Below are 24,810 nucleotides of genomic sequence, written 5' to 3'. Positions count from 1 at the left end.
GATCCTCTCAGTTGCGGCTGGCGGCGGGGCGCGCCGCCTCGGCGTCGGCATTCAGCTGGCGCACGGCGATGTAGCGCTCGCTACGACGCGTGCGGTCCATCACCTGGCCGACCAGTTGCCCGCAGGCAGCATCGATGTCTTCACCACGGGTGGTACGCACCGTGACGTTGTGCCCGGCCTTTTGCAGCAGCTCCTGAAAGCGGCGAATCGCATTGTTGCTCGGCCGCTCGTAACCCGAATGGGGAAACGGGTTGAAGGGAATCAGGTTGATCTTGCAGGGCACATCGGCCAGCAGCGCGACCATCTGCTCGGCGTGCTCGAGTTTATCGTTCACGTCCTTGAGCAGGGTGTATTCGACTGTGAGCACACGTTTCTCGCCGAGGCGGGAAATATAGCGCTTGCAGGCGGCCAGCAGCATGTCCAGCGGGTACTTCTTGTTGATCGGTACCAGTTGGCTGCGCAGTTCGTCATTGGGTGCGTGCAGCGACAGTGCCAGGGACACGTCGATGACTTCGGCGAGTTTGTCGATCATCGGCACCACGCCGGAGGTCGACAAGGTGACCTTGCGCTTCGAGATGCCGTAGCCCAGGTCGTCCATCATGATCTTCATGGCGGAGACGACGTTGTCGAAGTTCAGCAGCGGCTCGCCCATGCCCATCATCACCACGTTGGTGATGGCGCGGTCGATCTTCGCCGGCACGCTGCCGAACGATTTGTTGGCGATCCACACCTGGCCGATGATCTCGGCGCTGGTCAGGTCGCTGTTGAAGCCTTGCTTGCCCGTGGAGCAGAAACTGCAATCCAGGGCACAGCCCGCTTGCGAGGAAACACACAGGGTGCCACGCCCGCCCTGGGGAATGTACACGGTCTCCACGCAGCTGCCCGACGCCACGCGCACGACCCACTTGCGTGTGCCATCGGAGGAAATGTCTTCGCTGACCACTTCGGGCCCGCGAATGTAGGCAGCGGCCTCGAGCTTCTCGCGCAAGGCCTTGCCGACGTTGGTCATGGCGGCGAAATCATCGACGCCGAAGTGGTGAATCCACTTCATGACCTGACCGGCACGAAAGCGCTTCTCTCCGAGGCTGTCGAAGAACTGCTCCATTTCCGGCTGGGTCAGGCCCAGCAGGTTGATTTTGCCATTCGTGTCGGTCATGACGTCACCTTCGCACGCTTCGCCTTAGCGAATGCGGGCGTTGATCTCGGTAGCGGAGAAGAAGTAAGCGATTTCGCGAGCAGCGGAAGCTTCGGAGTCGGAACCGTGTACGGCGTTCTCGTCGATGGAGACGGCGAAGTCAGCACGGATGGTGCCGGCAGCCGCTTCTTTCGGGTTGGTAGCGCCCATCAGCTCGCGGTTCTTGGCGATGGCGTTCTCGCCTTCGAGAACCTGAACGATGACCGGACCGGAAGTCATGAAAGCAACCAGATCCTTGAAGAAACCACGCTCGCTGTGCTCGGCGTAGAAACCGGCAGCTTCACGCTCGGACAGCTGCAGCTGCTTGGAAGCAACGATGCGCAGGCCGGCTTCTTCGAAGCGAGTGGTGATCTTGCCGATAACGTTTTTAGCAACGGCATCCGGCTTGATGATGGAGAAAGTACGTTGAACAGCCATGTGAAACTCCAGAAACGGTGGATTAAAGCCAAAAATTAAACCCGCGAATTATACGCGGGTTCCAGTCAAAAGCATAAGAGCGATGCCCCAAGGTGGCACCTGCTCAGCATAAAAGAGCCGGATAACGTCCGGCCCAGGCTTACTGCGCTTCTTCGATCCAGGCAGCCTGAATGGCTTCGAGGACCTTCTCGCCTCCGCGCTGCGGGTCGTCGGAAAACTCCGGCAGCTCGACCACCCAGCGGTGCAGCTGGACGAAATTGACATAACGGGGATCGACGTCCAGCTTGCTGTCGGCGAGCTGGATGGCGATTTCGAGCACATCAACCCATTTCAGGCTCATGTCGTGGCTTCCTGATCAGTGCGGCGCTTCAGCAGCGTGGTTGAGCGAGTACTTGGGAATCTCGACGGTAATGTCCTGTTCACCGACGATCGCCTGGCAGGCCAGGCGCGACTGCGCTTCCAGCCCCCAGGCCTTGTCCAGATAATCCTCTTCGAGTTCGTCGGCTTCGTTCAGCGAGTCGAACCCCTTGCGCACGATACAGTGGCAGGTGGTGCAGGCACACACGCCGCCGCAGGCGCTTTCCATCTCGATATGGTGCTCGTGGGCCAGCTCCAGGATCGAGGTGCCTGACGGCGCCTCGACCACCAGCCCTTCGGGGCAGAATTTCTCGTGGGGCAGAAAAGTTACCACGGGCATCGCTTATTCCTCGATCTCATTCAGGCTGCGCCCGGCCAGCGCGGCTTTTACCGTCGAATCCATGCGCCGGGCGGCAAAGGCATCGGTCACCTGCGACAGACGCTTGGTCTGCTGCTCGATGGCCAGGCCATCGGTGCCCGTCAACAAATCACGTAACTCCTGCATCTGCAGGTCGATCACCATGCGTTCTTCGGCATCCAGCAGACGTTCGCCGTCAGCCTGCAAGGCACCCTCGACCGCCTCGAGCAGACGCTGCGCGTCGACCTGCTGCTCGCGCAATGCGCGGGCAGCCTTGTCACCGCCGGCATGCTGGAAAGAGTCCTGCAGCATGCGCGCGACTTCGCCGTCGGTAAGGCCGTAGGATGGCTTGACCTGGATGCTGGCTTCGACGCCCGAGGCGAGTTCGCGGGCACTGACGCTGAGCAGACCGTCGGCATCGACCTGGAAGGTCACGCGAATCTTCGCAGCACCGGCCACCATCGGCGGAATGCCCCGCAATTCGAAGCGCGCCAGCGAGCGGCAATCGCTGATCAACTCGCGCTCGCCCTGCAGCACATGGATCATCATGGCGCTCTGGCCATCTTTGTAAGTGGTGAACTCCTGGGCGCGAGCGACCGGAATGGTGGTATTGCGCGGAATCACTTTCTCCATCAGCCCACCCATGGTTTCCAGCCCCAGGGACAACGGGATGACATCGAGCAGCAGCAACTCCTCACCATCGGCACGGCGGTTGCCGGCCAGGGCATCGGCCTGGATCGCGGCGCCAATGGCGACCACCTGATCCGGATCGATATCGGTCAGCGGCTGACGGCCGAACAACTCGCCAACCGCCTCACGTACACGCGGCACACGAGTCGAGCCGCCGACCATGACCACCGCGCCGACGTCCTCGACCTCGATACCGGCATCACGCACGGCGCGGCGACAGGCCTTGAGGCTGCGCGCCACAATCGGCTCGATCAACGCCTGGAAGTCGGCACGGGACAACATGCCCTGCCACTGCTCGTAGGTCACTTCGACGCTATCGGCGGTGGTCAGCGCTTCCTTGGCAGCACAGGCCGCCTGCAGCAGGCTGCGCTGGGCACCAGGCGCGATATCGGCCGACAGACCGGCCTGCTCGACGATCCAGCCAGCGATGGCATGGTCGAAGTCGTCGCCGCCCAGGGCACTGTCGCCCCCGGTCGCCAGCACTTCGAACACGCCGCCGGTCAGACGCAGGATGGAAATATCGAAGGTACCACCACCCAGGTCATAGATCGCCACCACGCCCTCGGCCTTCTGGTCGAGACCATAGGCAACCGCGGCGGCCGTCGGCTCGTTGAGCAGGCGCAACACGCTCAGGCCAGCCAGACGCGCGGCGTCCTTGGTGGCCTGGCGCTGGGAGTCGTCGAAATAGGCCGGCACGGTAATGACCGCCCCGACCAGCTCGCCCCCCAGGCTCGCTTCGGCACGCTGGCGCAGCACCTTGAGGATATCGGCGGACACTTCGACGGGGCTCTTCAGGCCTTGCACGGTGTCGATGAACGGCATGTGCGACTCGCCGGCGACGAAGCGGTAAGGCAACTGCTCACCCAATTGCTTCACGTCGGCGAGGCCACGACCCATCAGGCGCTTGACCGAGAGGATGCTGTTGAACGGGTCGCTGGCAGCCTGAAGGCGGGCAGCCTCGCCCACTTCGACGCGATCGGCGTGGTAGCGCACGGCCGACGGCAGAATCAGGCGCCCTTCGGCATCGGGCAGCGGCTCGCTGACGCCGCTGCGCACGGCCGCGACGAGGGAATTGGTGGTGCCCAGATCGATCCCGACCGCCAGACGACGCTGGTGAGGTTGGGGGCTCTGGCCGGGCTCAGCAATCTGCAATAAAGCCATAGGTAGTCGGTGCTTATCTGGGTATCAGGCACGGCCACGGCAGCCGCGCGAGCATTAATCGTCGAGGCGCTCTTCCAGCTGGCGCACCTCGTGGGAAAGCTTGTCGAGAAACTGCATGCGGCGCATCAGGCGTTCGGCCTCTTCTCGGCGCGCATCGTCTTCCCAAGCCTCGGCGAAGCGTTCGTTCAACTCCTGCTGGGCAACTTTCAGGCGCCCCTTGAAGGCCGCCACACCAGCCAGGTCGGCTTCGTCCTGCAGATCTTCGAGCTCTTCACGCCACTGCATCTGCTGCATGAGGAAGTCGGGATCCTGCACGGTGACTTCCAGCGGCAACTCGGGCCCGCGCATCGCCAACAAGTAGCGCGCCCGCTGCGAGTCGCTCTTGAGCGTGCGGTAAGCCTCGTTGAGGCTCGCCGAGCGTTCGAGCGCAATGCGCTGCTCACGCTCGGGGGCATCGGCGAAGCGATCCGGGTGCACGCTGCGCGCCAGCTCGCGGTATCGGGCGGCGAGCTGGTCGAGATCCAGACGAAAGCTCGGCTGCAACTCGAACAGAGCGAAGTGACAGGGGCCTGAACGCTTCATCAGATGTTGAAGCTTTCGCCGCAGCCGCATTCACCGCGCACGTTCGGGTTGTTGAACTTGAAGCCTTCGTTCAACCCTTCGCGCACGAAATCCAGCTCAGTGCCGTCAAGATAGACCAGGCTTTTGGGATCGATGATCACCTTGACGCCATGGCTTTCGAACACCTGGTCTTCGCTGGCGGTTTCGTCGACGAACTCCAGCACGTAGGCCAGGCCGGAACACCCGGTGGTACGAACCCCGAGACGGATGCCCTCACCCTTGCCACGACCGTCGAGCGAGCGACGGATATGCTGGGCAGCGGCTTGAGTCATGCTGATAGCCATCGACAAACCTCCTTAGAGCAAACCTTTCTTCTGCTTGTAGTCGCGCACGGCCGCCTTGATGGCGTCCTCGGCGAGTACCGAGCAGTGGATCTTCACCGGCGGCAGCGCCAGTTCTTCGGCGAGCTGGGTGTTCTTGATGGTTTCCGCCTCGTCCAGCGTCTTGCCCTTCATCCACTCGGTGGCGAGGGAGCTGGAAGCGATGGCAGAACCGCAGCCGTAGGTCTTGAACTTGGCATCTTCGATGACGCCCTGTTCGTTGACCTTGATCTGCAGACGCATCACGTCGCCGCAGGCCGGCGCGCCGACCATGCCGGTGCCGACGTCCGGGTCTTCCGCATTCATCTTGCCGACGTTGCGCGGGTTCTCGTAGTGGTCGATGACCTTTTCGCTGTAAGCCATGTTATCAATCCTCTCTCATCAGGCGCCGCTCACCGGCAGCTTTTAGTGTGCTGCCCATTCCACCTTGGAAATGTCGACACCTTCTTTGAACATATCCCAGAGCGGCGACAGTTCGCGCAGCTTGGTAACGGCCTCGCAGACCTTCTGTGCCGCGTAGTCGACTTCTTCTTCGGTGGTGAAGCGGCCGAAGGTGAAGCGAATCGAGCTGTGCGCCAGTTCATCGTTGCGGCCCAGGGCACGCAGTACGTAGGAAGGCTCCAGAGACGCCGAGGTACAGGCCGAACCGGACGATACCGCCAGATCCTTGAGGGCCATGATCAGCGACTCGCCTTCGACGTAGTTGAAGCTCAGATTCAAGTTGTGCGGCACGCGGGCAGTCATGCTGCCGTTGACGTACAACTCCTCCAGGCCCTCGACGTGCTTGAAGAAGCGATCACGCAGCGCCAGCACCTTGGCGTTCTCGGCGGCCATCTCTTGCTTGGCGATACGGAAGGCTTCACCCATGCCGACGCACTGGTGGGTCGCCAGGGTACCGGAACGCATGCCGCGCTCGTGGCCGCCACCGTGGGTCTGGGCTTCCAGACGGATACGCGGCTTGCGACGTACGTACAAGGCGCCCACGCCTTTCGGGCCATAGGTCTTGTGCGCCGAGAAGGACATCAGGTCGACCTTGAGCTTCTCGAGGTCGATCTCGACCTTGCCGGTCGACTGGGCGGCATCGACATGGAAGAACACGCCACGAGCACGCAGCAGTTCACCGATCGCAGCGATGTCGTTGACGGTGCCGATCTCGTTGTTGACGTGCATGATCGACACCAGCGTGGTGTCCTCGCGCAGCGCCGACTCGACCATGGCCGGAGTGATCAGGCCGTCTTCACCGGGCTCGATGTAGGTGACCTCGAAACCTTCACGCTCGAGCTGACGCATGGTGTCCAGGACAGCCTTGTGCTCGATCTTCGAGGTGATCAGGTGCTTGCCCTTGCTGGCGTAGAAGCTCGCGACACCCTTGATGGCGAGGTTGTCGGACTCGGTGGCACCGGAGGTCCAGACGATTTCGCGCGGGTCGGCATTGACCAGCTCGGCCACCTGGCGACGGGCATTCTCGACCGCTTCCTCGGCTTTCCAGCCGAATACATGGGAGCGCGAAGCCGGGTTGCCGAAGTTGCCTTCATTGGTCAGGCATTCGATCATTTTCTGCGCAACGCGCGGATCGACCGGCGTTGTCGCGGAGTAATCCATGTAGATTGGCAATTTCATTTTTCGGTATCTCCTAATCAGGTATCAGGCCGGCGCCTTGCGTGCTCAATCGACGGTGGACGCTTCAATCTTATCCAGATGGTGCGCCCTGCCGTTGTTGGCGCAGCGACGTTGATCCTGGCGCTGGGCGACTTCCTGCACTTCGCGGCGCGTGACCAGGTCGGCCAGGCTGATGCCGCTGAGAAATTCGTGAATCTGCTGGCTGAGATCGCACCACAGGTGGTGGGTCAGGCAGATATCGCCGGAGTGACAACCACCCTGCCCCTGGCAGCGCGTGGCATCGACGGATTCGTTGACCGCGTCGATCACTTCGGCGACCTGGATGCCCTGCATGTTGCGCGACAGCTGATAACCACCACCAGGCCCGCGCACGCTGGAGACCAGGCTTCCACGACGAAGCTTGGCGAACAGCTGCTCGAGATAGGAAAGGGAAATACCCTGACGCTCGGAGATATCGGCGAGGGATACCGGCCCATTCTGCGCATGCAGCGCCAGGTCGAGCATGGCAGTCACGGCGTATCGGCCTTTGGTAGTCAGTCGCATGAAGGGTTACCAAGGATTCACAATGTGAAGCGATTATCCTCTTATCCGAGTATTTGAGTCAACTATAAGACCAACCAAAACACTCGGATTTAGGAGCCCCTTCCCACTAAAAGTGGCGGCGGATCATAGCAAAGCCAGACCCGCCCCGCATCACGCAGCCGGTTTGTCGCCCTGATCCTTGCAAACGCCAGCGAAATCCTCGTCACGCAGCTGCGGCATGTCCTTGGCGCAGTAATCACTGCCCAGCTTGCCCAGCGCACCGCAAATGCCTTCAAGGCGGTTGTCGACCGCGTGCAGGTGGTCGAGCAACTGACCGATCGCGCGGGCCACCGGGTCGGGCATATCTTGGCTGACCCCGTAGGCGTCGAAGCCCAGCTTGTCGGCGATGGCCTGGCGCTGCGCCTCGAGCCCGTCATCACCCTTGACGATGATCTTGGCCGGGATGCCGACCGCGGTCGCCCCTGCCGGCACCGCTTTGGTGACCACCGCATTGGAACCGATCTTGGCGCCCGCCCCTACGGTGAACGGGCCGAGTACCTTGGCACCGGCACCGACCACCACGCCATCCTCGAGCGTCGGATGACGCTTGCCCTTGTTCCAACTGGTGCCGCCCAGGGTCACGCCCTGGTAGAGCGTCACGTCGTCACCGATTTCGGCGGTCTCGCCGATGACGATACCCATGCCGTGATCGATGAAGAACCGCCGGCCGATCACTGCGCCAGGATGAATTTCGATGCCGGTCAGCCAGCGACTGAAATTCGATACGCCACGTGCCAACCACTTCCAGCCGGAGGTCCATAGCGCATGCGCCGCACGGTGCAGCCACACTGCATGCAGCCCGGGGTAACAGGTGACCACTTCGAACGCGTTACGCGCCGCCGGATCACGATGAAAAACACCCTGGATATCTTCCCGCATGCGCTCAAACATCAGTCTTTCCCCGTTTGTGGTGCTCACCGCGCGCCGCCTTGAGGGTTTCGGTCAGGACGCCGCGCAAGATATTCATTTCCAACCGGGTCACCTCGGCACGCCCGTACAGGCGACGCAGGCGACTCATCAGATGCCGCGGGCTGGCGGGATCGAGAAAGCCGATCTCCACCAGCGACTTCTCCAGATGCCCATAGAAGGATTCCATCTCATCCGCCGTTACCGGTTGATCGCCCTCCTCTACAACCGCCTCCTGGCGAGGCGCGACCTGCGCGTTTTCACGAGCCAGGGCCGCCATGCGTACCTCGTAGGTCAGCACCTGCACGGCCGCCGCCAGGTTCAGCGAACTGAAGGCCGGATCGGAAGGGATGTGCACGTGAAAATGACAGCGCTGCAGCTCTTCGTTGGTCAGGCCTGCGTGCTCACGACCGAACACCAGCGCCACTTCGCCGCCCTCGACAGCCTTCTGCACGGCCGCCACGCCGCACTCGCGCGGATCGATCAACGGCCAGGGAATACGTCGCTCTCGTGCACTGGTTCCGAAGGCCAGACTGCAACCAACCAAGGCATCCTCGAGGCAGGACACGACTTCGGCGGCCTCGAGAATATCGGTGGCGCCGGAGGCCCGTGCGACGGCCTCCTCGCTCGGAAACTGGCGCGGTTCGACCAGCACCAGACGCGACAACCCCATGTTTTTCATGGCCCTGGCCACACCGCCGATATTGCCGGGATGACTGGTGTTGACCAGTACCACTCGAATGTTCTGCAGCAAGGTAGACGCCCGCGTCGGATAAATGAGGTAGCAAATCTTACAGAAGCACCCTCCTTTGTGTCATGCAGGACACGGACGGCACTTCATGCGACGGGCTTTTCTGCTAGAATGGCCGGCTTTATTACGACCCCAGGTGAACTTCCATGCAGCCCATGCTGAACATCGCGCTGCGCGCAGCCCGTAGCGCCGGTGAAATGATCTTCCGCTCAATCGAACGCCTGGACGTCATCTCCGTAGATGAAAAGGACGCCAAGGACTACGTAACCGAGATCGACCGCTCGGCCGAGCTGATGATCGTCCAGGCCCTGCGCAAGGCCTACCCGACCCACAGCTTCCTCGGCGAGGAAGGTGGCCTGCTCGAAGGCAGCGGCGAAGGCGCCGACTACCAGTGGATCATCGATCCGCTCGATGGCACCACCAACTTCGTGCGTGGTGTTCCGCATTTCGCCGTCAGCCTGGCCTGCAAATACCGCGGTCGCCTGGAACACGCCGTGATCATCGATCCGGTTCGCCAGGAAGAATTCACCGCCAGCCGCGGCCGTGGCGCCGCCCTCAACGGTCGTCGCCTGCGCGTCAGCAACCGCAAGAGCCTGGACGGCGCCCTGCTCGGCACCGGTTTCCCGTTCCGTAACGACCAGCTCGATAACCTCGAGAACTACCTGGGCATGTTCCGCAGCCTGGTCGGCCAGACCGCTGGCGTACGCCGCGCCGGCGCTGCCAGCCTTGACCTGGCCTACGTGGCTGCCGGTCGTTTCGACGCATTCTGGGAGTTCGGCCTGTCCGAGTGGGACATGGCCGCCGGCGCACTGCTGATCCAGGAAGCGGGCGGCCTGGTCAGCGACTTCAGCGGTGGCCACGAATTCCTCGAGAAGGGCCAGATCGTTGCCGGCAATACCAAATGCTTCAAGGCCGTGCTGACCGCGATTCAGCCGCACCTCTCGGCATCGCTCAAGCGCTGATCGCGACTCCAATGAAAAACCGGCTTCGGGCCGGTTTTTTATTACCCAAGAAAAAGGCGCTCCGGGGAGCGCCTTTTCTATATTTCGAAAGACGGATCATTCATCCGAATCGGAATCCGCCAGCACCAGCTTGCCATCGCGAACCGGAATCTTGCTGCCCGGCTCCTCGTCCATGCGTACACGACCTACCTTGCCATCCAGATCGTACTTCACGTCATAACCGACGATCTTCTCGCTGGTGTCGTTCACGGTCTTGCAGCGAGTTTCAGTGGTGGAGTAGGTGTCACGCGCCTGCATGCCCTCCTGCACCTTGTTGCCGGCATAACCGCCACCTACGGCGCCTGCAACGGTGGCGATCTTCTTGCCATTACCACCGCCCACCTGATTGCCCAGCAGACCACCGACCACGGCGCCGATCGCCGTACCGGCGATCTGATGCTGATCCTGCACGGGGCGTTGACGGGTCACCGCGACTTCCCGGCATTCTTCACGCGGCGTCTTGATGGTCTCGGTCACCGGCTTGACTGCCAGAACCTCGGCGTACTTGGGCCCGCTCACCATGCTATAGGTCGCAACAGCGCCACCCGCAGTGACACCGACGGCACCCAGCACAGCACCAACCAACAATGACTTGTTCATGCGATTCTCCTGATCACAACTGCAGCGCCTATACGCGCTCTACTCCCAGCCTTGGAAATGCAAAACGGGCGACAAGTTCCCTTGTCGCCCGCCTTTATGCAGCGCAAATGGTGAATGCATCACGCCTCAGGGGCGGTCATCCACACCCTCTGCAGTGGTCGCCGGAGGAATCAGATCCTCGGAGGTCAGCTTCAGCCAGATCAGCACGGGGGCGCTGATGTAGACCGACGAGTAGGTACCGACCACGACACCGATCAGCAGGGTCAGCGCGAAGCCGGCCAGGCTGTCGCCACCGAAGACCAGCAGGGCGATCAGCGCCATGGCGGTCGAGGTGGAGGTCGCGATGGTACGCAGCAGCGTCTGGGTCACCGACACGTCGATGTTCTCGATGATGTCCGCCTTGCGCATCATCCGGAAGTTCTCGCGAATGCGGTCGTAGATGATGATGGTGTCGTTCAGCGAGTAACCCAGCATCGCCAGCACGGCCGCCATCACCGTCAGATCGAAGGGCACCTGGAAGAACGCCAGGATGCCGAGCGTGACGATCACGTCGTGCGCCAGGGATGCCACCGCGCCGACACCGAACTTCCACTGAAAGCGGAACGCCAGGTACAGCAGGATGCCACCCAGGGCCAGCAACATCGCCAGGCCACCCTGGTCACGCAGCTCCTCGCCCACTTGCGGGCCAACGAACTCGACGCGCTTGACCTCGAAAGAGGTCTCGGTGTCGATCTGACGCAGCGCAGCGGCGACCTGGTTGCCCAGATCGGCCGAGTCACCAGCCAGGCGTACCAGTACGTCGGTGGTGGAACCGAAGCTCTGCACCACGGCGTCGGCATAACCGGCCTGCCCCAGCTCACGCTTGATCAGTTCCAGATCGGCTGGCTTCTCGTAGGTCAGCTCGATCAGCGTACCGCCGGTAAAATCCAGGCCAAAATTAAGGCCATGCTTGAACAGGCTACCCAGGCCGATGAGGCTGATAACCACGGTGATGGCGAACGCAACGTTGCGTATCGCCATGAACGGAATGCGGGATGGAAGTCTCATAGCCTCACCTCAAATCCACAGTTTCTTGAAGTTACGGCCACCGAAGATCAGGTTGACCATCCCTCGGGTGAACATGATCGCGGTGAACATCGAGGTGATGATCCCGATCGACAGCGTGACGGCGAAACCCTTGATCGGCCCGGTCCCCAACCCGAACAGGATCGCACCGACCAGCAGCGTGGTCAGGTTACTGTCGAGAATCGCGGTGTAGGCACGATCGAAACCTTCATGAATGGCGCGCTGTACCGATAGGCCGTTGTTCAACTCCTCGCGAATACGCGAGTAGATCAACACGTTGGCATCGACCGCCATACCCAGGGTCAGCACGATACCGGCGATACCCGGCAGAGTCAGGGTCGCACCGATCACCGACATCAGACCAACCAGCAGGGTCAGGTTGAATGCCAGAGCGATGGTGGCCAGCAAGCCGAAGAAACGGTAGATGCAGACCATGAACAGCGACACGAAGATCATTGCCCACTCGGTGGACTCGATGCCTTTGACGATGTTCTCGGCACCCAGGCTCGGGCCGATGGTGCGCTCTTCAGCGAAGTACATCGGCGCAGCCAGACCACCGGCACGCAGCAGCAGCGCCAGCTCGGACGACTCACCCTGACCGTTCAGGCCGGTAATGCGGAACTGGCTGCCCAGCGGCGACTGGATGGTCGCCAGGCTGATGATCTGCTTCTCTTCCTTGAAGGAGTCGACCTGCACTTCCTTCTCGACACCGTCGACCATCTGCTTCACGTAGCGGGTCAGCGGACGCTGCTCGATGAAGATCACCGCCATGCTGCGCCCGACGTTGCTGCGGGTAGCGCGGTTCATCAGGTCACCGCCGTGGCCATCCAGACGGATGTTGACCTGCGGACGACCGTTCTCGTCGAAGCTGGCCTGGGCATCGGTGACCTGGTCACCGGTGATGATCAGCTCACGCTCGAGCTGTACCGGCGGACGGCCTTCTTCGCGGAAACCGAACTGCTCGGTAGTGCCACGCGGCGCGTTCGGGTCGGCTGCCAGACGGAACTCCAGGTTGGCGGTCTTGCCGAGAATACGCTTGGCTTCGGCAGTGTCCTGCACACCTGGCAGCTCGACCACGATGCGGTTGGCACCCTGGCGCTGCACCAGCGGCTCGGCCACGCCCAGCTCGTTGACCCGGTTACGCACCGTGGTCAGGTTTTGGCGAATGGAGTACTCACGAATTTCCGCGATCTTGGCCGGCGTCATGGTCACGCGCAGCACCTGCTGGCCACCACGCTCCTGAGCGTTGAGCTCGAAGTCGTTGTAATCCTTGCGAATCAGTTGCTCGGCCTTGGCCAGCGTTTCGGCGTCAGCGAAGCCCAGCTGGATGGCGCCACCTTGCTGCGGCATGCTGCGATAACGCACACGCTCCTTGCGCAGCAGGCTCTTGAGCTCGCCCTCGTAGACCTGGCGACGCACGTCCAGCGCCTTGTCCATATCGACTTCGAGCAGGAAGTGCACACCGCCGGAGAGGTCAAGGCCGAGCTTCATCGGGCTCGCACCAAGCTTGCGCAGCCACTCGGGCGTAGTCTGGGCCAGGTTCAGGGCCACCACGAAGTTGTCGCCCAGGGCCTTGCGTACGATGTCCTTGGCCGGCAGCTGGTCGCCCTGGCTGACCAGACGAATCAGGCCGCTGCGGCCCTGCTCGCCTACGTTCGATGCCTTGACCTCGATGCCCGCCTCGGTCAGCGCCTTACTGACGCGGTCGAGATCGGCCTGCGCGATGGTCTGCGCCGAACTGGCCCCGCTGATCTGGATTGCCGGATCATCGGGGTAAAGATTGGGTGCGGAATAAATCAGACTGACGATCAGCACGACCGCGATCAGCAGGTACTTCCACAAAGGGTATTTGTTGAGCATGAATGACGCCGCCCGCTTATGACGCGGGGCGCAATATGCGCCCCGCGGGATGGATAAAACTGGAACAGAGGAATTAGATGGCTTTCAGCGTGCCTTTGGGCAGGGTTGCCGCAACGGCTGCTTTCTGGATCTTCAGCTCGACCGTGTCGGACACTTCGATGACCACGAAATCGTCGCTGACCTTGGAAACCTTGCCGGCGATGCCGCCGCTGGTTACCACTTCATCGCCCTTCTGCAGATTGCCGAGCAGGTTCTTGTGCTCCTTGGCACGCTTGGCCTGGGGGCGCCAGATCATCAGGTAGAAGATGACCAGGAAGCCGATCAGGAAGATCCACTCGAAACCGGTACCAGCCGGGCCGGCAGCAGGGCCAGCGGCATCAGCGTAGGCAGCGGGAATAAAAAAGCTCATTTGACACTCCTGTTGAAAGATCTTTTAGCCATCGAATCATCAATCCAGCGGCGGCGTTGGCAGGCCGCGCCGGGCGTAGAAGGCATCGACAAAGGCGGCCAATGTACCCTGTTGAATTGCCTCGCGCAAACCAGCCATGAGGCGCTGGTAATGGCGCAAGTTGTGGATTGTATTCAACATGCTGCCGAGCATTTCGCCGCACTTATCCAAATGATGCAGATAGGCGCGCGAGAAGTGTTTGCAGGTGTAACAGTCGCAGGTCGGGTCCAGCGGCGAGTCATCGTGACGATGAAACGCATTGCGGATCTTCAGCACGCCAGTATCGACGAACAGGTGTCCGTTACGCGCATTGCGGGTCGGCATCACGCAGTCGAACATGTCAACGCCGCGGCGCACGCCCTCGACCAGATCTTCCGGCTTGCCGACACCCATCAGGTAACGCGGCTTGTCGCTCGGCATCTGCCCGGGCAGGTAGTCGAGTACTTTGATCATCTCTTCCTTCGGCTCACCCACCGACAGACCGCCAATGGCCAGGCCATCGAACTCCAGTTCGCTCAGGCCTTCCAGCGAGCGCATGCGCAGCGACTCGTGCATGCCGCCCTGGACGATGCCGAACAACGCGGCACTGCTGTCACCATGGGCAAGTTTTGAGCGCTTGGCCCAGCGTAGCGACAGCTCCATGGAGGTTTTGGCCACGTCGAATTCGGCGGGGTACGGCGTGCACTCGTCGAAGATCATCACGATGTCCGAGCCAAGGTCGCGCTGCACCTGCATGGACTCTTCCGGCCCCATGAATACCTTGGAGCCGTCGACCGGCGAGGCGAAGGTCACACCCTCCTCCTTGATCTTGCGCATCGCCCCCAGGCTGAACACCTGGAAACCGCCGGAATCGGTGAGGATCGGGCCCTGCCACTGCATGAAATCATGCAGGTCGCCATGGCGCTTGATGACCTCGGTGCCCGGGCGCAACCACAGGTGGAAGGTGTTGCCGAGAATGATCTGCGCGCCGATGGCCTCGATGTCGCGCGGCAACATGCCCTTGACCGTGCCATAGGTGCCCACCGGCATGAACGCCGGGGTTTCCACCACGCCACGCGGGAACGTCAGCCGGCCACGACGGGCCTTGCCGTCGGTAGCGAGCAGTTCGAAGGACATGCGGCAGGTGCGCGTCATACTGAAACCTCGGGCCCGCGCGGGGCGGGATTGCGGGTGATGAACATGGCATCACCGTAACTGAAGAAGCGATAACCCTCGGCCACGGCCTGGGCATAGGCCGCCATGGTTTCAGGGTAGCCAGCGAACGCGGACACCAGCATCAGCAGGGTCGATTCCGGCAGGTGGAAGTTGGTGACCAGGGCGTCGACCACGTGAAACGGCCGGCCTGGATAGATGAAGATGTCGGTATCGCCACTGAACGGTTTCAGCTCGCCGTCTCGGGCAGCGCTTTCCAACGAGCGAACGCTGGTAGTGCCCACCGCCACGACGCGGCCACCACGGTCGCGGCACGCCTGCACCGCATCGACCACGTCCTGACCGACCTCGAGCCACTCGCTGTGCATGTGGTGATCTTCGATACGCTCCACGCGCACCGGCTGGAAGGTACCCGCGCCGACATGCAGGGTGACGAAGGCGCTTTCGACGCCTTTCTCACGCAGCGCAACCAGCAGTTCGTCATCGAAATGCAGCCCCGCCGTGGGCGCTGCGACGGCGCCGGCCTTCTGCGCATAGACGGTCTGATAGCGCTCGCGGTCGGCGGCGTCATCAGGCCTGTCTATATAAGGAGGCAACGGCATGTGCCCGACGCGCTCGAGCAGCGGCAGCACCGGCTCCTCGAAACGCAGCTCGAACAGCGCCTCGTGACGGGCCAGCATCTGCGCCTGGGCGCCGCCATCGATATCGATCAGCGAGCCCGGCTTGGGCGATTTGCTCGAGCGGATATGGGCCAACACGCGATGCTCGTCGAGCACTCGCTCGACCAGGATCTCCAGCTTGCCGCCGGTAGCCTTCTGCCCGAACAGACGTGCCGGGATCACCCGGGTGTTGTTGAACACCATCAGGTCGCCGGGGCGCAGGTATTCGAGTAGGTCGGCGAACTGCCGATGAGCCAGCGCGCCACTGGCGCCATCGAGGATCAGCAGTCGGCTGGCACGGCGCTCGGCAAGGGGGTGGCGGGCGATCTGCCCGTCAGGCAGGTCGAAATGAAAGTCGGCAACGCGCATGATCGGAAAGTGTGTCGTACTGCAGGGCGGAGCAGCTTACCGGAATTCCCTGCAAGTGACCACGCGAGCGCATTGACCAATGGCATCTTGCTCCCTATACTGCGCCGCCATTGTGCCCCGGTGGCGGAACCGGTAGACGCGGCGGATTCAAAATCCGTTTTCGAAAGAAGTGGGAGTTCGAGTCTCCCCCGGGGCACCATATACAGCCCGCAAGTTACTGAACTTGCGGGCTTTTTTGTTTGTCATGGCGTAATTTTGGCGTAACAAGAAAGGAGCGAATGATGGGGTCTGAGGTAACTCGCGTACACGAACGCAAGCAAAGCCGCAGACGCATTGAGGAGCTGTATAGCGACTCAATGAACGTCTACATCGTCCATTATTCCTGTGAATCCTTCTATGAGAATTCCACTGGCGGATCCACACGCGTAACCTCGATCGCCATACGAAACCTCAAGTCCGCACAGACGAAATCTTGGTCAATCCATAAAGCAGCTGAACTTGAAGGCTGCCTGGATTCGATAGCCACTAATTTCCCTCGACTTGAGAGAATGATGCTTGACGGCTATTTCGACTTCATCCGCAGCCATAGCAATTGCCACTTCATACATTGGAACATGCGGGACGAGAACTATGGTTTCTATGCCCTCGAGCATCGCTACCGGGTACTCGGCGGGACGCCTTTTGAGCTGCAAGACAATCGAAAGGTGGACCTGGCTCGCGAGCTCGTCACGCTATATGGCCGTCAATATGCGCCCCACGAATCAGCTTCGGGCCGTAAGGGTCGGATATTCAGCATCGTCGAGATCAACAAGATTACTGATGCTGACGCACTGACTGGCAAACAAGAGGCCGATGCGTTTGTTGATGGTGAGTACCTGAAACTGCATCAGTCCACGCTTCGAAAGCTCGATATCTTCTCGAATATCTTCGAGCGTACACACGATAAAACTCTTAAAACGACAGCCAGCTGGATGGATGTGTACGGAATTTCGCCATCCTACCTAGTCGAGCAAATCCGAAGCCACTGGCTGGTCACCGCTTTCATTCTGGGCGGCGCGTTGATACTGGCCGCAACCAGGTACTGGGACCCCATTGCATCGCTATGGGCAAAGCTATCCTGACCATCAGCGCCTTTCACTCCCTCCGACGCTCCACAATTGATCTACCCGCGTAGTGAAGCTCTGACTCAACATCTCCCGCTTCATCCCCCACTCCGGGTTCAGCTCCACCCGGCCCGGCCGCACTGTGCCCCTCCCCCACTTCGCGTTGATCTCGTCAAACACCGCCATCACCTTGGTGCTCTCGTGGGGCTGCTGGGGCGCGAACAGGTCGGAGGTGAACTCGTTGCGCTGGCACAGCTCAAGCAGCATTACCTCGGCCTTCGAGAACGAGTAGCCCTTGCGGTAGATCTGCTCTAGGGCCAGCAAGGCGTAGTGGGTGATCATCCGGGTATCGTCGGTCTGGTATGGCAGTTCGAGGGTCATCCCCCGGGCGAACTTCGGCTCGTCGGGGTTGTGCATTCCCGTCCTGATACCGACACGGATCCGCTTGCACACCGAGCCTTGGGCGCGGAGCTTCTCGCAAGCGATCGCGGCGTACGTGGCCACCGCCTCGCGAATCGGCTCGATTCGCTCCAGCCTGATGCCGAACATCCTGCTTGAGCAGATCTCCTGTTTCGCCGTCACTTGGTCGTCGACCTGCAGGCAAGACGTACCGCGCAGCTCGCGTGCGGTTTTCTCGACCACGACGCTGAATTGTTTGCGCAGCGTCCAGGCATCGGCCTGCGCAAGATCCCAGGCCGTTTTGATCTTCAGCTTGTTGAGGTTCTCGGTCATGCGCCGGCCGATGCCCCACACGTCGCTAACGGGCAGAACCTTCAGCGCCTTGTCACGGCGCTCGGGGTCGCGAAGATCGACGACGCCTCCCGTCTGCCGCTGCCACTTCTTCGCGCAATGGTTCGCCAGCTTGGCCAGCGTCTTCGTGGTACCGATTCCGACTCCGGTTGGTATCCCCGTGTGCTTCAGTACGCGCGCGCGGATCTGCCGGCCGAGCTGCTCGAGGTCGCCTGGCACACCGGTAAGGTCAGCGAAGGCTTCATCGATGCTGTACACCTCGACCTCGGGCACCATCGACTCGATGACGGTCATCACGCGCTCACTCATGTCGCCGTACAGCGCGTAGTTACTGCTGAACGGCACAATGCCGTGCCGCCTCAATACGCCCTTGATCAGGTGGTAGGGATCACCCATAGAGACAAAGGGCTTGGCGTCTGCCGACCTGGCAATCACGCAGCCGTCGTTGTTGCTCAGCACCACCAGCGGGACATGCTGGAGATCCGGCCTGAATACCCGTTCGCAACTGCAGTAGAAGCTATTGCAGTCGATTAGCGCGATCGCCGACTCAGCCATATTGGCGCAGGCTCCGCAGGTTGGTGATCACCACGCCCCACACCATGAGCTCGTCGCCCTCCAGCACGTACCTGGGCGCGTACTTAGGGTTCTCCGAGCGGAGAACGATCTGATCGCCCTCCCGGCAGAACGTCTTCACCAGCGTGTCACCGTTGATAGCCGCGATCACTACATCGCCCGGCCCAGCGTCCAGCGCCCTGTTCACCACCATCACATCGTCGTGAAAAATCCCCACACCGGTCATGCTCTCACCGTGTGCCCGAACGAGGTACGTCTGAGGGGCGTCAATATCGAGCAGCTCATCAAGGGACACCTTGCGCTCTATGTGGTCAGCCGCGGGACTGGGGAAGCCCATGCCCGCAGGCACTCGGGCCGACAGAAAAGGCAGCACGGCGGAGGAGCTTTTGAGGAGACAGAGAAAGGACGCGTTACCCATGATGGAACTCAAAAATAATACTGTATACATATACAGATACCAAAACGCTTGAGCCGCGGTCAAAGGATGATGATGGCCAACTGACGACCGGAGGGTTCCATGTGCGGACGATTCACGCAGTACCGAACTGTCGACGAGTACGCCAAAGCGTTGCAGCTGGGCCTGCTCGAGGGCGACTGGTCGAATGATCCCCTTGCACGCTACAACGTCGCGCCCCAGTCGCGCGTACTGCTGCTGCATCAGGACGACCAGGGTACGCAAGCCACGCTGACCAGATGGGGCTACGCACCGCACTGGGCGGACGGCAAGCGGCCGCCGGCGATCAACGCGAGGATCGAGACGGCGGCCACCAGTCGATTCTGGGGTGCGATCTGGAAGAAGGGGCGCGTGATAATTCCGGCGGACGGCTGGTATGAATGGAAGAAAGACCCGGACAATCCCAAGGTCAAGCAGCCGTACTTCATCCGGCTGAAAGGCGGGGCCCCGGCGTTCTTCGCCGGCATTGCCGACGTGCCGCAGGAGGAAGGCGCTGGCGGCTTTGCGATCATCACAGCAGCCAGCGATCAGGGGATGGTCGACATCCACGACCGCCGCCCGGTCGTGCTGCCGCCAGATGTTGCGAGGGAATGGATGGAGCCCGGCCTGCTGCCCGAGAGCGCCGAGGACCTGGCCAGGCACAACGACACCCCGGAGGATGAGTTTGAGTGGTATCCGGTAGGCAGCGCAGTAGGAAGCGTCAAAAACCAGGGCCCTCAATTGATTGAGGCTATCGGCAATTCACTCCTGTGAAAGGCAGCCCAAATGCCGCTCGCCCTCAACCGCTCGTCGGGGCCCCCTTGTTTTTTCTAGGGGCTGACCGATATCTAATCATCTGTGGATAATTTTGTGTGTCAGCGGGTCAATCGTGTAGGCAATGACCCACAACGGACGTAAGCATTTGCTTACACGAAGCACTTGATTCATTGCCTAACTATTGATTTAAAAGGATTTTTGTAGGAAGGATATACAATACCTATCACAGTGATTCACGGAACTCATCACAGCTTCGATAGGACTATATTGACGAGACGGTAGTGGTCAACGATATTGGGGTTGTGGATAAAACTGTGGATTGACAGCCACAGAGCAATCTGTAAAATCCCGCGACCTTTATCGAAACCGGGTTGTCAGGGATGAGTTTAAACGCACAAAAAAAGTTTGTTGTTGATCACCTGTATGACTCACTGCTCAACGCAGCTAACAGGTTTCTACATCAGGCTAAGAATTATTCCATCAGTGTGCTGAGGCTGGAAAACCCGACTTACGCAGAAATCTCAGCTCATTTTAGGGAAGTCGCAGACTTGATTGACTTCCTGGCCCAGCAGATCGATGACGCTCTGACTGGAGACAAGGCGAAGGAATACATCGCCTGTATGGAGGGCATAGCTAAGGCCATCGAGGACGATGACTCAGAAGCCCTCAACCAATTTGTTCAACATCTAGAGACGAGGCCTTTCCTGTGAAGAAGCTGAACGACTTCGAATTTTTCGCAACCGCTAAGCGCGCTGAGGCGCTCATTGGTTTGATCAACGCTAAGTTGAGCCAAACTGAGAAAGCGCTTGCCCTTCACGTAGCTGACAAAAAAGCTGCCTGATCACACCCAACCAAAAAACCCCGCCTAGGCGGGGTTTTTTGTGTCTGCGACTTCAGCTCAAGCCGAGCGCTGCGCGACCTGATGCTCGAGGTGAGCCAGTCACCTGTCTCGGCCGCCCGTAATCTTCAGCCCTCATACCCCCTTGCTTCGCCCTGGCCCTTGGCAACCCATTCATGTTCCGGCGATGAGGGAGATTGCAACAGAACCACCTCCACCACCTGGCCATCTTTTGGCTCTGCAGGCGTGATGCGGGCGTATCGATAAGGCTGCCGCAGGTCTGCGTTCCAGTATGAGTTCGAGTTCCGGCTGAATTCCCAGATGCTCGAGCCTTGTGACTGGCCGATTTTCTTATCAAGGTTCAGCCCCCACCCTTTCATTTGTACTACCAGCACGGGCACTACCTCTCTGATCAATTACCGGAGTATACCCCCAAGCAGCGACACGCCACGGTCGCCACACTCAGCCCTCAGCCAACCAGGCTAGAACAACCCTCCCAACGCCGCCGGCTCCCAGTTCATGATCACCAACTCGCCGGTCGTATCAGCCACTGCCTTGCGCTGGTTCGTGCAGCTGTACCTGATATCCAGCTGCTCCATATGGAAGCCATCGAACGCGCGCCGGATATCCGGGTGATCGTTGATGCTCACCATCACCTTGCCTTTGCAGCGCCGCATGAAGTCGGCCATCCGCTCGTACTCCTCGAACGGGAAGCCCACGCCATAGCCCTCGGTTTTCCAGTACGGCGGATCCATGTAATGAAAGGTGTGGGCGCGATCATAGCGCTCGGCGCATTCCAACCAGCCCAGGTTCTCAACGTAGGTGCCGGCCAGGCGCTGCCAGGCAGCCGTCAGGTTCTCTTCGATGCGCATCACGCTGAAGCCTGGCGCGGTGGTGGCAGTGCCATACGTCTGCCCGGACACCTTGCCGCCGAAGGCGTTGTGCTGCAGGTAGAAGAAGCGCGCAGCGCGCTGGATGTCGGTCAGCGTCTCCGGCCGGCTGACCTTGTGCCATTCGAACAGCTGGCGGCTGGTGAGCGCCCACTTGAACTGCCGCACGAATTCCTCGAGGTGGTTTTGGACAACGCGATACAGCGACACCAGGTCGCCGTTGATGTCGTTCAGCACCTCGACCGGGGCTGGTTGAGGACGCATGAAGAACAAGGCCGCGCCCCCGGCGAACACTTCGACGTAGCATTCGTGGGGCGGGAACAGGGGGATAAGACGATCGGCAAGACGGCGCTTGCCGCCCATCCAAGGGATGATCGGAGTGGTCATTAGGTGCAAACCTTTACTGTATGGATAAACAGGTGCTAGGCTCGCCGCGCTTCGTGCACGAGGCGGAGGCCATGGCTTGGCTTGCAGGGACGTTCTGCGGGTCAGGTGTCGAGCCTGGGTGTTGGCGCACCTGGGCTCGTCGCCTCTCTTTCACTGCGGCCGCTGCGCGGCCTGACGCTCGATGCACGCAATCACCTGGGTGCTGCATTGCCCCAGCTCGTACTCCAGCTCGTCGACGGCGCGCCGCCAGTCGTCATTCACCACCAGCGCCTGGCGGCCCGGCAGCCGGCACGGCACCAGGCTGCACTCCATGCGAGCCGCGGTAGGCGGCGGGGTCGTTGGTTTCGGGTCGCGCGTACAACTGGCCAAGGTCGCCAGGGACAGCACCAGACAGATATACAGCCACGGCTTGATCATTGCGTTTGAGCTCCTCGAGGGCAGCCGACTGCGCGGCCTGATTGCGGTTGATAGTCTGGCCAAGCTGCTGGATGCGACGGTCGACGTCGGCAAGCTGACCGAGCTGGTGTTGCTGCTGAGCCAGCACGCCGGCCTGCAGCTCGATCATGGCCTGGGCATCGGCCAACTGCTGCTCTGCCCTGCCCGCTCGCTGATCCTCGATTTCGATACGAGGCGCCATGCCCCACCACACGACACCGGCGGCAGCAGCCATAAGCACCAGAACGCCAGCAACCTTGGCGAGCAACTGGTACTGGACCGGAATCATGCGACCACCCCCCCACACGCGGTGAACATGGCCAGCAGGTCGCCTTGGTCGCACGGCTCGGCGGCGCGCTCATCGGCGTAGATCTTCAGCAGGCTGGCCAGCTTGTGCTCGCGCTGGCCATAGCCGGCGCCCGGCAGGCTGGCCCAGATGGGTGCCGCGGCGGCAATGGCTTCCTCGATGCGGCCGGCTTTGATGTGCGGAAGAGCGCCGCATTCCGTGAGCAGCTTTACCGCGGCCAGATCCTGAGCGCGTGGAATGAAGCGGCCAATGAAGTTGTAGTTCTCGACGATCGCATCCCAGGTGCGCGCCAGGAACTGGTAGCGGCCTGCGGCGGTGGACCTGATGCCGTAGCGCGGCAGCGATACGGAGATGCGCGGGTGCTTGCTGTAGTCCGTGAACAGCTTGCCGCCGACGAGCACGTCATAGCCGTCATCGTTGCTGCGCTGGTTGGGATGGTCGGTGCCCTCGCTCCAGGCGAGCATATCCAGGAAGGCGAGCACGTTCGCGCCGCCCGCTTCTTTTGCAGTGAGTCGAGCCATTTGGTTTTCTCCAGGCATGAAAAAGCCCGCACGTGGCGGGCTGGATTGATGAGTGTCGGCGGGCCAGGTTAGCCCTCTGTCGGGGCTGAAAAAACGAAGTCCCAGGTTATCGACGATGGATCCTCTGCCGCGTCGATCGCTCGCTCCGCGACATGCCGCCGCCCGATCAGGCTGGCGGTGGCCGCGGTGTAGGCATTGGTGTTCTGGAGCACCCTCTCTACGAGATTTTCGAGCGTGCCCTCCCATCCCATCGCCTCACGCTGGGTGTGCAGGCTGGAGAGAAACGGCACGACCGGCTTGGCATCAGCCTTAGCCGCCATCCATTGGCGCGCCTCCTCAGCCTGCACAGTCCAGGTCTGGATCTCGTAGTCCGGCCAGCCGTCATGCAGCGCGGCCATTGCGGCGGCGAAATCCTCATTGAGCCTCTTGATCGCCTGGGCCTTAGTGTCGGCAACATCGTAGGAGAGGCGCGAAACGCTAACTCCGGCGAAGTCGGCCAGCTCCTCCAGAGTGCCTGCCCAGTCGGCAAAGAATTTCCCGTATAGAAAAACCTTCCTCATACCGGGCTCGCTCCGTTTGCTGAAGGGATCGGATTAAAGTGCATTCCCACGTCCACAGCCCCGCTAAAGTAGGCTGGTAATGCAAGGTCGATGACTGCGCCAGGCGTTGAGTAGACATAGGGCATGTTCCCGAAGTAACCGTAGGCGTTAGCCATAACAACCCTTAGGTGGTGCCAACCGGCAGGAAGCACATACCCAGCCTGCCTCTCCACGCCGTCCACAAATGACCTGGCTGCAATGTGTACCGAGCCTGACCTGCAACGTATCCAGCACACGTGGGTAGCGAAATTGTCAGAGGCCGCGATCGCTTTCTGCATGGCCCAGGTAAGGTAGCGGATCACCCCGTCAGCGCCTGTGCTTGGCACAGTTGTGCCCTGACCCGCAGTGGATGTAGCCACGTAGAATTCAACACCATAGCGACGAACATCCAGGCTTCTGCCCTGAGCCAGCAGCAGCGACTGGACTGGCTCCGTTAGTGCTCCGGCGGAGCCGCCGTTGGTGCTGTTGTCATAGATGAACTTACCGCCGTTGGCCATAGACGAACCGTTATAGGCTGGATACCAACTGTTTGTCGCGAAAGCTGCCGTGAACAACGTGGCAACTGGATCTACTCTGCCCGCCCACCTGCCGTTGTCCGCCATGAGGTTGATGAAAGGGTACGCCGCTGTGTCCTTTGTCTGAACTTCTGGCACCCAAGGCCCCCATGCATCTGACCCGAAGCATTGACGGTGGTACTTGCGAGGGAGCCGCGGTGGAGCGAAAGCAGTTAGCTCCTGGCAAACGATGTCTCCGGTATTGCCGAAGGTGAAAAGGTGCCCGAAAAGAACATCAGGTAGCGTCCCGACCGTCCCACTGGTAACCGAGACATATCTCCAGCCCCTCAAGGTGCGGTCATCCACGCTGTACGCAAGGAGGCCCGAGGGCACGTCCCCCATCCAGCCGCCGTCCCCCGTGCGCAGTACTCGATCAGCCGTGACGTCGACGGCCGATGTAGTGACGTTCTTCCTTGCCGCAGTCCCGAGCCCGGAAAGCGAGACCTGAATAGCCTTGATGTCACCTGCCACCGCCTGGGCTAGCGCGATCACGCGCGCTACCAGTGTCATC

31 protein-coding genes, 1 tRNA gene and 1 pseudogene are annotated in these 24,810 nt (G+C 60.9%); 6 read left to right on the top strand and 27 right to left on the bottom strand.

What is annotated here, in order from left to right; all coding sequences use genetic code 11:
- Positions 1–7 precede the first annotated feature (7 nt).
- The 12 genes from rlmN to trmJ all read right to left on the bottom strand — a co-directional run bounded on the left by rlmN (position 8) and on the right by trmJ (position 8,981).
- On the bottom strand, positions 8–1,156 hold the full coding sequence (rlmN, locus tag BVH06_RS22335; protein ID WP_075935529.1) for a 23S rRNA (adenine(2503)-C(2))-methyltransferase RlmN: 1,149 nt from the start codon (positions 1,154–1,156) through the stop codon (positions 8–10).
- 24 nt (positions 1,157–1,180) lie between these two features.
- Positions 1,181–1,612 carry a nucleoside-diphosphate kinase gene (gene ndk, locus BVH06_RS22330; RefSeq protein ID WP_013792385.1) on the bottom strand — a complete coding sequence of 144 codons (432 nt, stop codon included), beginning with the start codon at positions 1,610–1,612 and terminating at the stop codon, positions 1,181–1,183.
- 139 nt (positions 1,613–1,751) lie between these two features.
- Positions 1,752–1,952, bottom strand: a complete 201-nt coding sequence (iscX, locus tag BVH06_RS22325) for a Fe-S cluster assembly protein IscX (protein WP_075935528.1) — start codon at positions 1,950–1,952, stop codon at positions 1,752–1,754.
- A 15-nt stretch (positions 1,953–1,967) separates the two neighbouring features.
- Entirely contained in the window at positions 1,968–2,309 is a 342-nt protein-coding gene (fdx, locus tag BVH06_RS22320) for an ISC system 2Fe-2S type ferredoxin (RefSeq protein WP_070887881.1), read from the bottom strand.
- Positions 2,310–2,312: 3 nt separating this feature from the next.
- On the bottom strand, positions 2,313–4,178 hold the full coding sequence (hscA, locus tag BVH06_RS22315) for a Fe-S protein assembly chaperone HscA (protein ID WP_075935527.1): 1,866 nt from the start codon (positions 4,176–4,178) through the stop codon (positions 2,313–2,315).
- A gap of 54 nt (positions 4,179–4,232) precedes the next feature.
- A complete protein-coding gene (gene hscB, locus BVH06_RS22310) occupies positions 4,233–4,760 on the bottom strand; it encodes a co-chaperone HscB (protein WP_075931260.1) in 528 nt (175 codons plus the stop codon).
- Positions 4,760–5,083, bottom strand: a complete 324-nt coding sequence (iscA, locus tag BVH06_RS22305) for an iron-sulfur cluster assembly protein IscA (protein WP_070887884.1) — start codon at positions 5,081–5,083, stop codon at positions 4,760–4,762. Before iscA ends, hscB begins: the two co-directional genes overlap by 1 nt.
- A 12-nt stretch (positions 5,084–5,095) precedes the next feature.
- A complete protein-coding gene (gene iscU / locus BVH06_RS22300) occupies positions 5,096–5,482 on the bottom strand; it encodes a Fe-S cluster assembly scaffold IscU (RefSeq protein WP_002552476.1) in 387 nt (128 codons plus the stop codon).
- A gap of 42 nt (positions 5,483–5,524) precedes the next feature.
- Positions 5,525–6,739: an IscS subfamily cysteine desulfurase gene (locus tag BVH06_RS22295; RefSeq protein ID WP_075935526.1), complete on the bottom strand. Its 1,215-nt coding sequence runs from the start codon at positions 6,737–6,739 to the stop codon at positions 5,525–5,527.
- Positions 6,740–6,784: 45 nt separating this feature from the next.
- Positions 6,785–7,282: a Fe-S cluster assembly transcriptional regulator IscR gene (iscR, locus tag BVH06_RS22290; RefSeq protein WP_070887886.1), complete on the bottom strand. Its 498-nt coding sequence runs from the start codon at positions 7,280–7,282 to the stop codon at positions 6,785–6,787.
- Positions 7,283–7,432: 150 nt separating this feature from the next.
- Positions 7,433–8,212, bottom strand: a complete 780-nt coding sequence (gene cysE / locus BVH06_RS22285; RefSeq protein WP_013792393.1) for a serine O-acetyltransferase — start codon at positions 8,210–8,212, stop codon at positions 7,433–7,435.
- Complete coding sequence (trmJ, locus tag BVH06_RS22280) at positions 8,205–8,981, bottom strand: tRNA (cytosine(32)/uridine(32)-2'-O)-methyltransferase TrmJ (protein ID WP_075935525.1); 777 nt, start codon at positions 8,979–8,981, stop codon at positions 8,205–8,207. The genes cysE and trmJ overlap by 8 nt, the downstream gene beginning before the upstream one ends.
- 143 nt (positions 8,982–9,124) lie before the next feature.
- Here trmJ and suhB point away from each other — a divergent pair, with 143 nt between their 5' ends.
- Entirely contained in the window at positions 9,125–9,940 is an 816-nt protein-coding gene (gene suhB, locus BVH06_RS22275) for an inositol-phosphate phosphatase (protein ID WP_013792395.1), read from the top strand.
- 96 nt (positions 9,941–10,036) lie between these two features.
- Here the strand turns inward: suhB and BVH06_RS22270 are convergent, their stop codons facing one another.
- From BVH06_RS22270 to queA, 6 genes are all read right to left on the bottom strand, one after another.
- Positions 10,037–10,579, bottom strand: a complete 543-nt coding sequence (locus BVH06_RS22270; RefSeq protein ID WP_075931263.1) for a glycine zipper 2TM domain-containing protein — start codon at positions 10,577–10,579, stop codon at positions 10,037–10,039.
- A gap of 126 nt (positions 10,580–10,705) precedes the next feature.
- A complete protein-coding gene (gene secF, locus BVH06_RS22265) occupies positions 10,706–11,626 on the bottom strand; it encodes a protein translocase subunit SecF (RefSeq protein WP_075935524.1) in 921 nt (306 codons plus the stop codon).
- A gap of 9 nt (positions 11,627–11,635) precedes the next feature.
- Positions 11,636–13,504 carry a protein translocase subunit SecD gene (secD, locus tag BVH06_RS22260; RefSeq protein WP_075931265.1) on the bottom strand — a complete coding sequence of 623 codons (1,869 nt, stop codon included), beginning with the start codon at positions 13,502–13,504 and terminating at the stop codon, positions 11,636–11,638.
- 73 nt (positions 13,505–13,577) lie between these two features.
- Complete coding sequence (yajC, locus tag BVH06_RS22255) at positions 13,578–13,913, bottom strand: preprotein translocase subunit YajC (RefSeq protein WP_070887893.1); 336 nt, start codon at positions 13,911–13,913, stop codon at positions 13,578–13,580.
- A 39-nt stretch (positions 13,914–13,952) separates the two neighbouring features.
- A complete protein-coding gene (gene tgt, locus BVH06_RS22250) occupies positions 13,953–15,068 on the bottom strand; it encodes a tRNA guanosine(34) transglycosylase Tgt (protein WP_177344617.1) in 1,116 nt (371 codons plus the stop codon).
- A 14-nt stretch (positions 15,069–15,082) separates the two neighbouring features.
- Positions 15,083–16,132, bottom strand: a complete 1,050-nt coding sequence (gene queA, locus BVH06_RS22245) for a tRNA preQ1(34) S-adenosylmethionine ribosyltransferase-isomerase QueA (RefSeq protein ID WP_075935523.1) — start codon at positions 16,130–16,132, stop codon at positions 15,083–15,085.
- A 114-nt stretch (positions 16,133–16,246) separates the two neighbouring features.
- Between queA and BVH06_RS22240 the strand changes: the two genes are divergently transcribed.
- Both BVH06_RS22240 and BVH06_RS22235 read left to right on the top strand, forming a co-directional pair.
- A tRNA-Leu gene (locus BVH06_RS22240) sits at positions 16,247–16,331 on the top strand.
- A gap of 82 nt (positions 16,332–16,413) precedes the next feature.
- Positions 16,414–17,253 (top strand): hypothetical protein, encoded by an 840-nt coding sequence (locus BVH06_RS22235; protein WP_075935522.1) that lies wholly within the window; start codon positions 16,414–16,416, stop codon positions 17,251–17,253.
- Positions 17,254–17,256: 3 nt separating this feature from the next.
- On the opposite strand, the gene BVH06_RS22230 is transcribed toward BVH06_RS22235, so the two are convergent.
- Both BVH06_RS22230 and BVH06_RS22225 read right to left on the bottom strand, forming a co-directional pair.
- Positions 17,257–18,540 (bottom strand): Y-family DNA polymerase, encoded by a 1,284-nt coding sequence (locus tag BVH06_RS22230; RefSeq protein WP_075935521.1) that lies wholly within the window; start codon positions 18,538–18,540, stop codon positions 17,257–17,259.
- The gene (locus BVH06_RS22225) at positions 18,533–18,976 is read right to left on the bottom strand and encodes a LexA family transcriptional regulator (protein ID WP_075935782.1); all 444 of its coding nucleotides are present in this window, start codon (positions 18,974–18,976) and stop codon (positions 18,533–18,535) included. Before BVH06_RS22225 ends, BVH06_RS22230 begins: the two co-directional genes overlap by 8 nt.
- A gap of 99 nt (positions 18,977–19,075) precedes the next feature.
- On the opposite strand from BVH06_RS22225, the gene BVH06_RS22220 reads away from it, so the two are divergent.
- The 3 genes from BVH06_RS22220 (at position 19,076) to BVH06_RS26105 (ending at position 20,609) form a co-directional block, all read left to right on the top strand.
- Positions 19,076–19,765 (top strand): SOS response-associated peptidase family protein, encoded by a 690-nt coding sequence (locus BVH06_RS22220; RefSeq protein ID WP_075935520.1) that lies wholly within the window; start codon positions 19,076–19,078, stop codon positions 19,763–19,765.
- Positions 19,766–20,148: 383 nt separating this feature from the next.
- Positions 20,149–20,478 (top strand): hypothetical protein, encoded by a 330-nt coding sequence (locus tag BVH06_RS22215; protein WP_075935519.1) that lies wholly within the window; start codon positions 20,149–20,151, stop codon positions 20,476–20,478.
- Positions 20,475–20,609 (top strand): hypothetical protein, encoded by a 135-nt coding sequence (locus BVH06_RS26105; protein ID WP_256575244.1) that lies wholly within the window; start codon positions 20,475–20,477, stop codon positions 20,607–20,609. Before BVH06_RS22215 ends, BVH06_RS26105 begins: the two co-directional genes overlap by 4 nt.
- Positions 20,610–20,734: 125 nt before the next feature.
- Here the strand turns inward: BVH06_RS26105 and BVH06_RS22210 are convergent, their stop codons facing one another.
- The 7 genes and pseudogenes from BVH06_RS22210 to BVH06_RS22185 all read right to left on the bottom strand — a co-directional run bounded on the left by BVH06_RS22210 (position 20,735) and on the right by BVH06_RS22185 (position 24,809).
- Positions 20,735–21,001 (bottom strand): hypothetical protein, encoded by a 267-nt coding sequence (locus BVH06_RS22210; RefSeq protein WP_075935781.1) that lies wholly within the window; start codon positions 20,999–21,001, stop codon positions 20,735–20,737.
- An 87-nt stretch (positions 21,002–21,088) separates the two neighbouring features.
- On the bottom strand, positions 21,089–21,883 hold the full coding sequence (locus tag BVH06_RS22205; protein ID WP_075935518.1) for a DNA adenine methylase: 795 nt from the start codon (positions 21,881–21,883) through the stop codon (positions 21,089–21,091).
- 150 nt (positions 21,884–22,033) lie between these two features.
- Positions 22,034–22,213: pseudogene (locus BVH06_RS25920) on the bottom strand (hypothetical protein); the annotation flags it as partial.
- A complete protein-coding gene (locus tag BVH06_RS26100) occupies positions 22,137–22,607 on the bottom strand; it encodes a hypothetical protein (RefSeq protein ID WP_075935517.1) in 471 nt (156 codons plus the stop codon). The pseudogene BVH06_RS25920 and the gene BVH06_RS26100, both read right to left, overlap by 77 nt.
- Complete coding sequence (locus tag BVH06_RS22195; protein ID WP_075935516.1) at positions 22,604–23,146, bottom strand: glycoside hydrolase family protein; 543 nt, start codon at positions 23,144–23,146, stop codon at positions 22,604–22,606. Before BVH06_RS22195 ends, BVH06_RS26100 begins: the two co-directional genes overlap by 4 nt.
- Positions 23,147–23,214: 68 nt before the next feature.
- Positions 23,215–23,706: a hypothetical protein gene (locus BVH06_RS22190; protein ID WP_075935515.1), complete on the bottom strand. Its 492-nt coding sequence runs from the start codon at positions 23,704–23,706 to the stop codon at positions 23,215–23,217.
- Complete coding sequence (locus BVH06_RS22185) at positions 23,703–24,809, bottom strand: hypothetical protein (protein WP_075935514.1); 1,107 nt, start codon at positions 24,807–24,809, stop codon at positions 23,703–23,705. Before BVH06_RS22185 ends, BVH06_RS22190 begins: the two co-directional genes overlap by 4 nt.
- Position 24,810 lies beyond the last annotated feature (1 nt).

Origin of the sequence: Pseudomonas sp. PA27(2017), from assembly GCF_001945445.1 — a bacterium.
Classification (GTDB): domain Bacteria; phylum Pseudomonadota; class Gammaproteobacteria; order Pseudomonadales; family Pseudomonadaceae; genus Aquipseudomonas.
Note: the sequence above shows the minus strand (reverse complement) of the source record. Positions and strands in the feature narration are given on the sequence as shown.

What these genes read in the sequence shown, in the direction of transcription:
- rlmN (WP_075935529.1), bottom strand. Translation starts at nt 1,156, where the DNA reads ATGACCGACACGAATGGCAAAATCAACCTGCTGGGCCTGACCCAGCCG.
- ndk (WP_013792385.1), bottom strand. Translation starts at nt 1,612, where the DNA reads ATGGCTGTTCAACGTACTTTCTCCATCATCAAGCCGGATGCCGTTGCT.
- iscX (WP_075935528.1), bottom strand. Translation starts at nt 1,952, where the DNA reads ATGAGCCTGAAATGGGTTGATGTGCTCGAAATCGCCATCCAGCTCGCC.
- fdx (WP_070887881.1), bottom strand. Translation starts at nt 2,309, where the DNA reads ATGCCCGTGGTAACTTTTCTGCCCCACGAGAAATTCTGCCCCGAAGGG.
- hscA (WP_075935527.1), bottom strand. Translation starts at nt 4,178, where the DNA reads ATGGCTTTATTGCAGATTGCTGAGCCCGGCCAGAGCCCCCAACCTCAC.
- hscB (WP_075931260.1), bottom strand. Translation starts at nt 4,760, where the DNA reads ATGAAGCGTTCAGGCCCCTGTCACTTCGCTCTGTTCGAGTTGCAGCCG.
- iscA (WP_070887884.1), bottom strand. Translation starts at nt 5,083, where the DNA reads ATGGCTATCAGCATGACTCAAGCCGCTGCCCAGCATATCCGTCGCTCG.
- iscU (WP_002552476.1), bottom strand. Translation starts at nt 5,482, where the DNA reads ATGGCTTACAGCGAAAAGGTCATCGACCACTACGAGAACCCGCGCAAC.
- BVH06_RS22295 (WP_075935526.1), bottom strand. Translation starts at nt 6,739, where the DNA reads ATGAAATTGCCAATCTACATGGATTACTCCGCGACAACGCCGGTCGAT.
- iscR (WP_070887886.1), bottom strand. Translation starts at nt 7,282, where the DNA reads ATGCGACTGACTACCAAAGGCCGATACGCCGTGACTGCCATGCTCGAC.
- cysE (WP_013792393.1), bottom strand. Translation starts at nt 8,212, where the DNA reads ATGTTTGAGCGCATGCGGGAAGATATCCAGGGTGTTTTTCATCGTGAT.
- suhB (WP_013792395.1), top strand. Translation starts at nt 9,125, where the DNA reads ATGCAGCCCATGCTGAACATCGCGCTGCGCGCAGCCCGTAGCGCCGGT.
- BVH06_RS22270 (WP_075931263.1), bottom strand. Translation starts at nt 10,579, where the DNA reads ATGAACAAGTCATTGTTGGTTGGTGCTGTGCTGGGTGCCGTCGGTGTC.
- secF (WP_075935524.1), bottom strand. Translation starts at nt 11,626, where the DNA reads ATGAGACTTCCATCCCGCATTCCGTTCATGGCGATACGCAACGTTGCG.
- secD (WP_075931265.1), bottom strand. Translation starts at nt 13,504, where the DNA reads ATGCTCAACAAATACCCTTTGTGGAAGTACCTGCTGATCGCGGTCGTG.
- yajC (WP_070887893.1), bottom strand. Translation starts at nt 13,913, where the DNA reads ATGAGCTTTTTTATTCCCGCTGCCTACGCTGATGCCGCTGGCCCTGCT.
- tgt (WP_177344617.1), bottom strand. Translation starts at nt 15,068, where the DNA reads ATGTCCTTCGAACTGCTCGCTACCGACGGCAAGGCCCGTCGTGGCCGG.
- queA (WP_075935523.1), bottom strand. Translation starts at nt 16,132, where the DNA reads ATGCGCGTTGCCGACTTTCATTTCGACCTGCCTGACGGGCAGATCGCC.
- BVH06_RS22235 (WP_075935522.1), top strand. Translation starts at nt 16,414, where the DNA reads ATGGGGTCTGAGGTAACTCGCGTACACGAACGCAAGCAAAGCCGCAGA.
- BVH06_RS22230 (WP_075935521.1), bottom strand. Translation starts at nt 18,540, where the DNA reads ATGGCTGAGTCGGCGATCGCGCTAATCGACTGCAATAGCTTCTACTGC.
- BVH06_RS22225 (WP_075935782.1), bottom strand. Translation starts at nt 18,976, where the DNA reads ATGGGTAACGCGTCCTTTCTCTGTCTCCTCAAAAGCTCCTCCGCCGTG.
- BVH06_RS22220 (WP_075935520.1), top strand. Translation starts at nt 19,076, where the DNA reads ATGTGCGGACGATTCACGCAGTACCGAACTGTCGACGAGTACGCCAAA.
- BVH06_RS22215 (WP_075935519.1), top strand. Translation starts at nt 20,149, where the DNA reads ATGAGTTTAAACGCACAAAAAAAGTTTGTTGTTGATCACCTGTATGAC.
- BVH06_RS22205 (WP_075935518.1), bottom strand. Translation starts at nt 21,883, where the DNA reads ATGACCACTCCGATCATCCCTTGGATGGGCGGCAAGCGCCGTCTTGCC.
- BVH06_RS26100 (WP_075935517.1), bottom strand. Translation starts at nt 22,607, where the DNA reads ATGATTCCGGTCCAGTACCAGTTGCTCGCCAAGGTTGCTGGCGTTCTG.
- BVH06_RS22195 (WP_075935516.1), bottom strand. Translation starts at nt 23,146, where the DNA reads ATGGCTCGACTCACTGCAAAAGAAGCGGGCGGCGCGAACGTGCTCGCC.
- BVH06_RS22190 (WP_075935515.1), bottom strand. Translation starts at nt 23,706, where the DNA reads ATGAGGAAGGTTTTTCTATACGGGAAATTCTTTGCCGACTGGGCAGGC.
- BVH06_RS22185 (WP_075935514.1), bottom strand. Translation starts at nt 24,809, where the DNA reads ATGACACTGGTAGCGCGCGTGATCGCGCTAGCCCAGGCGGTGGCAGGT.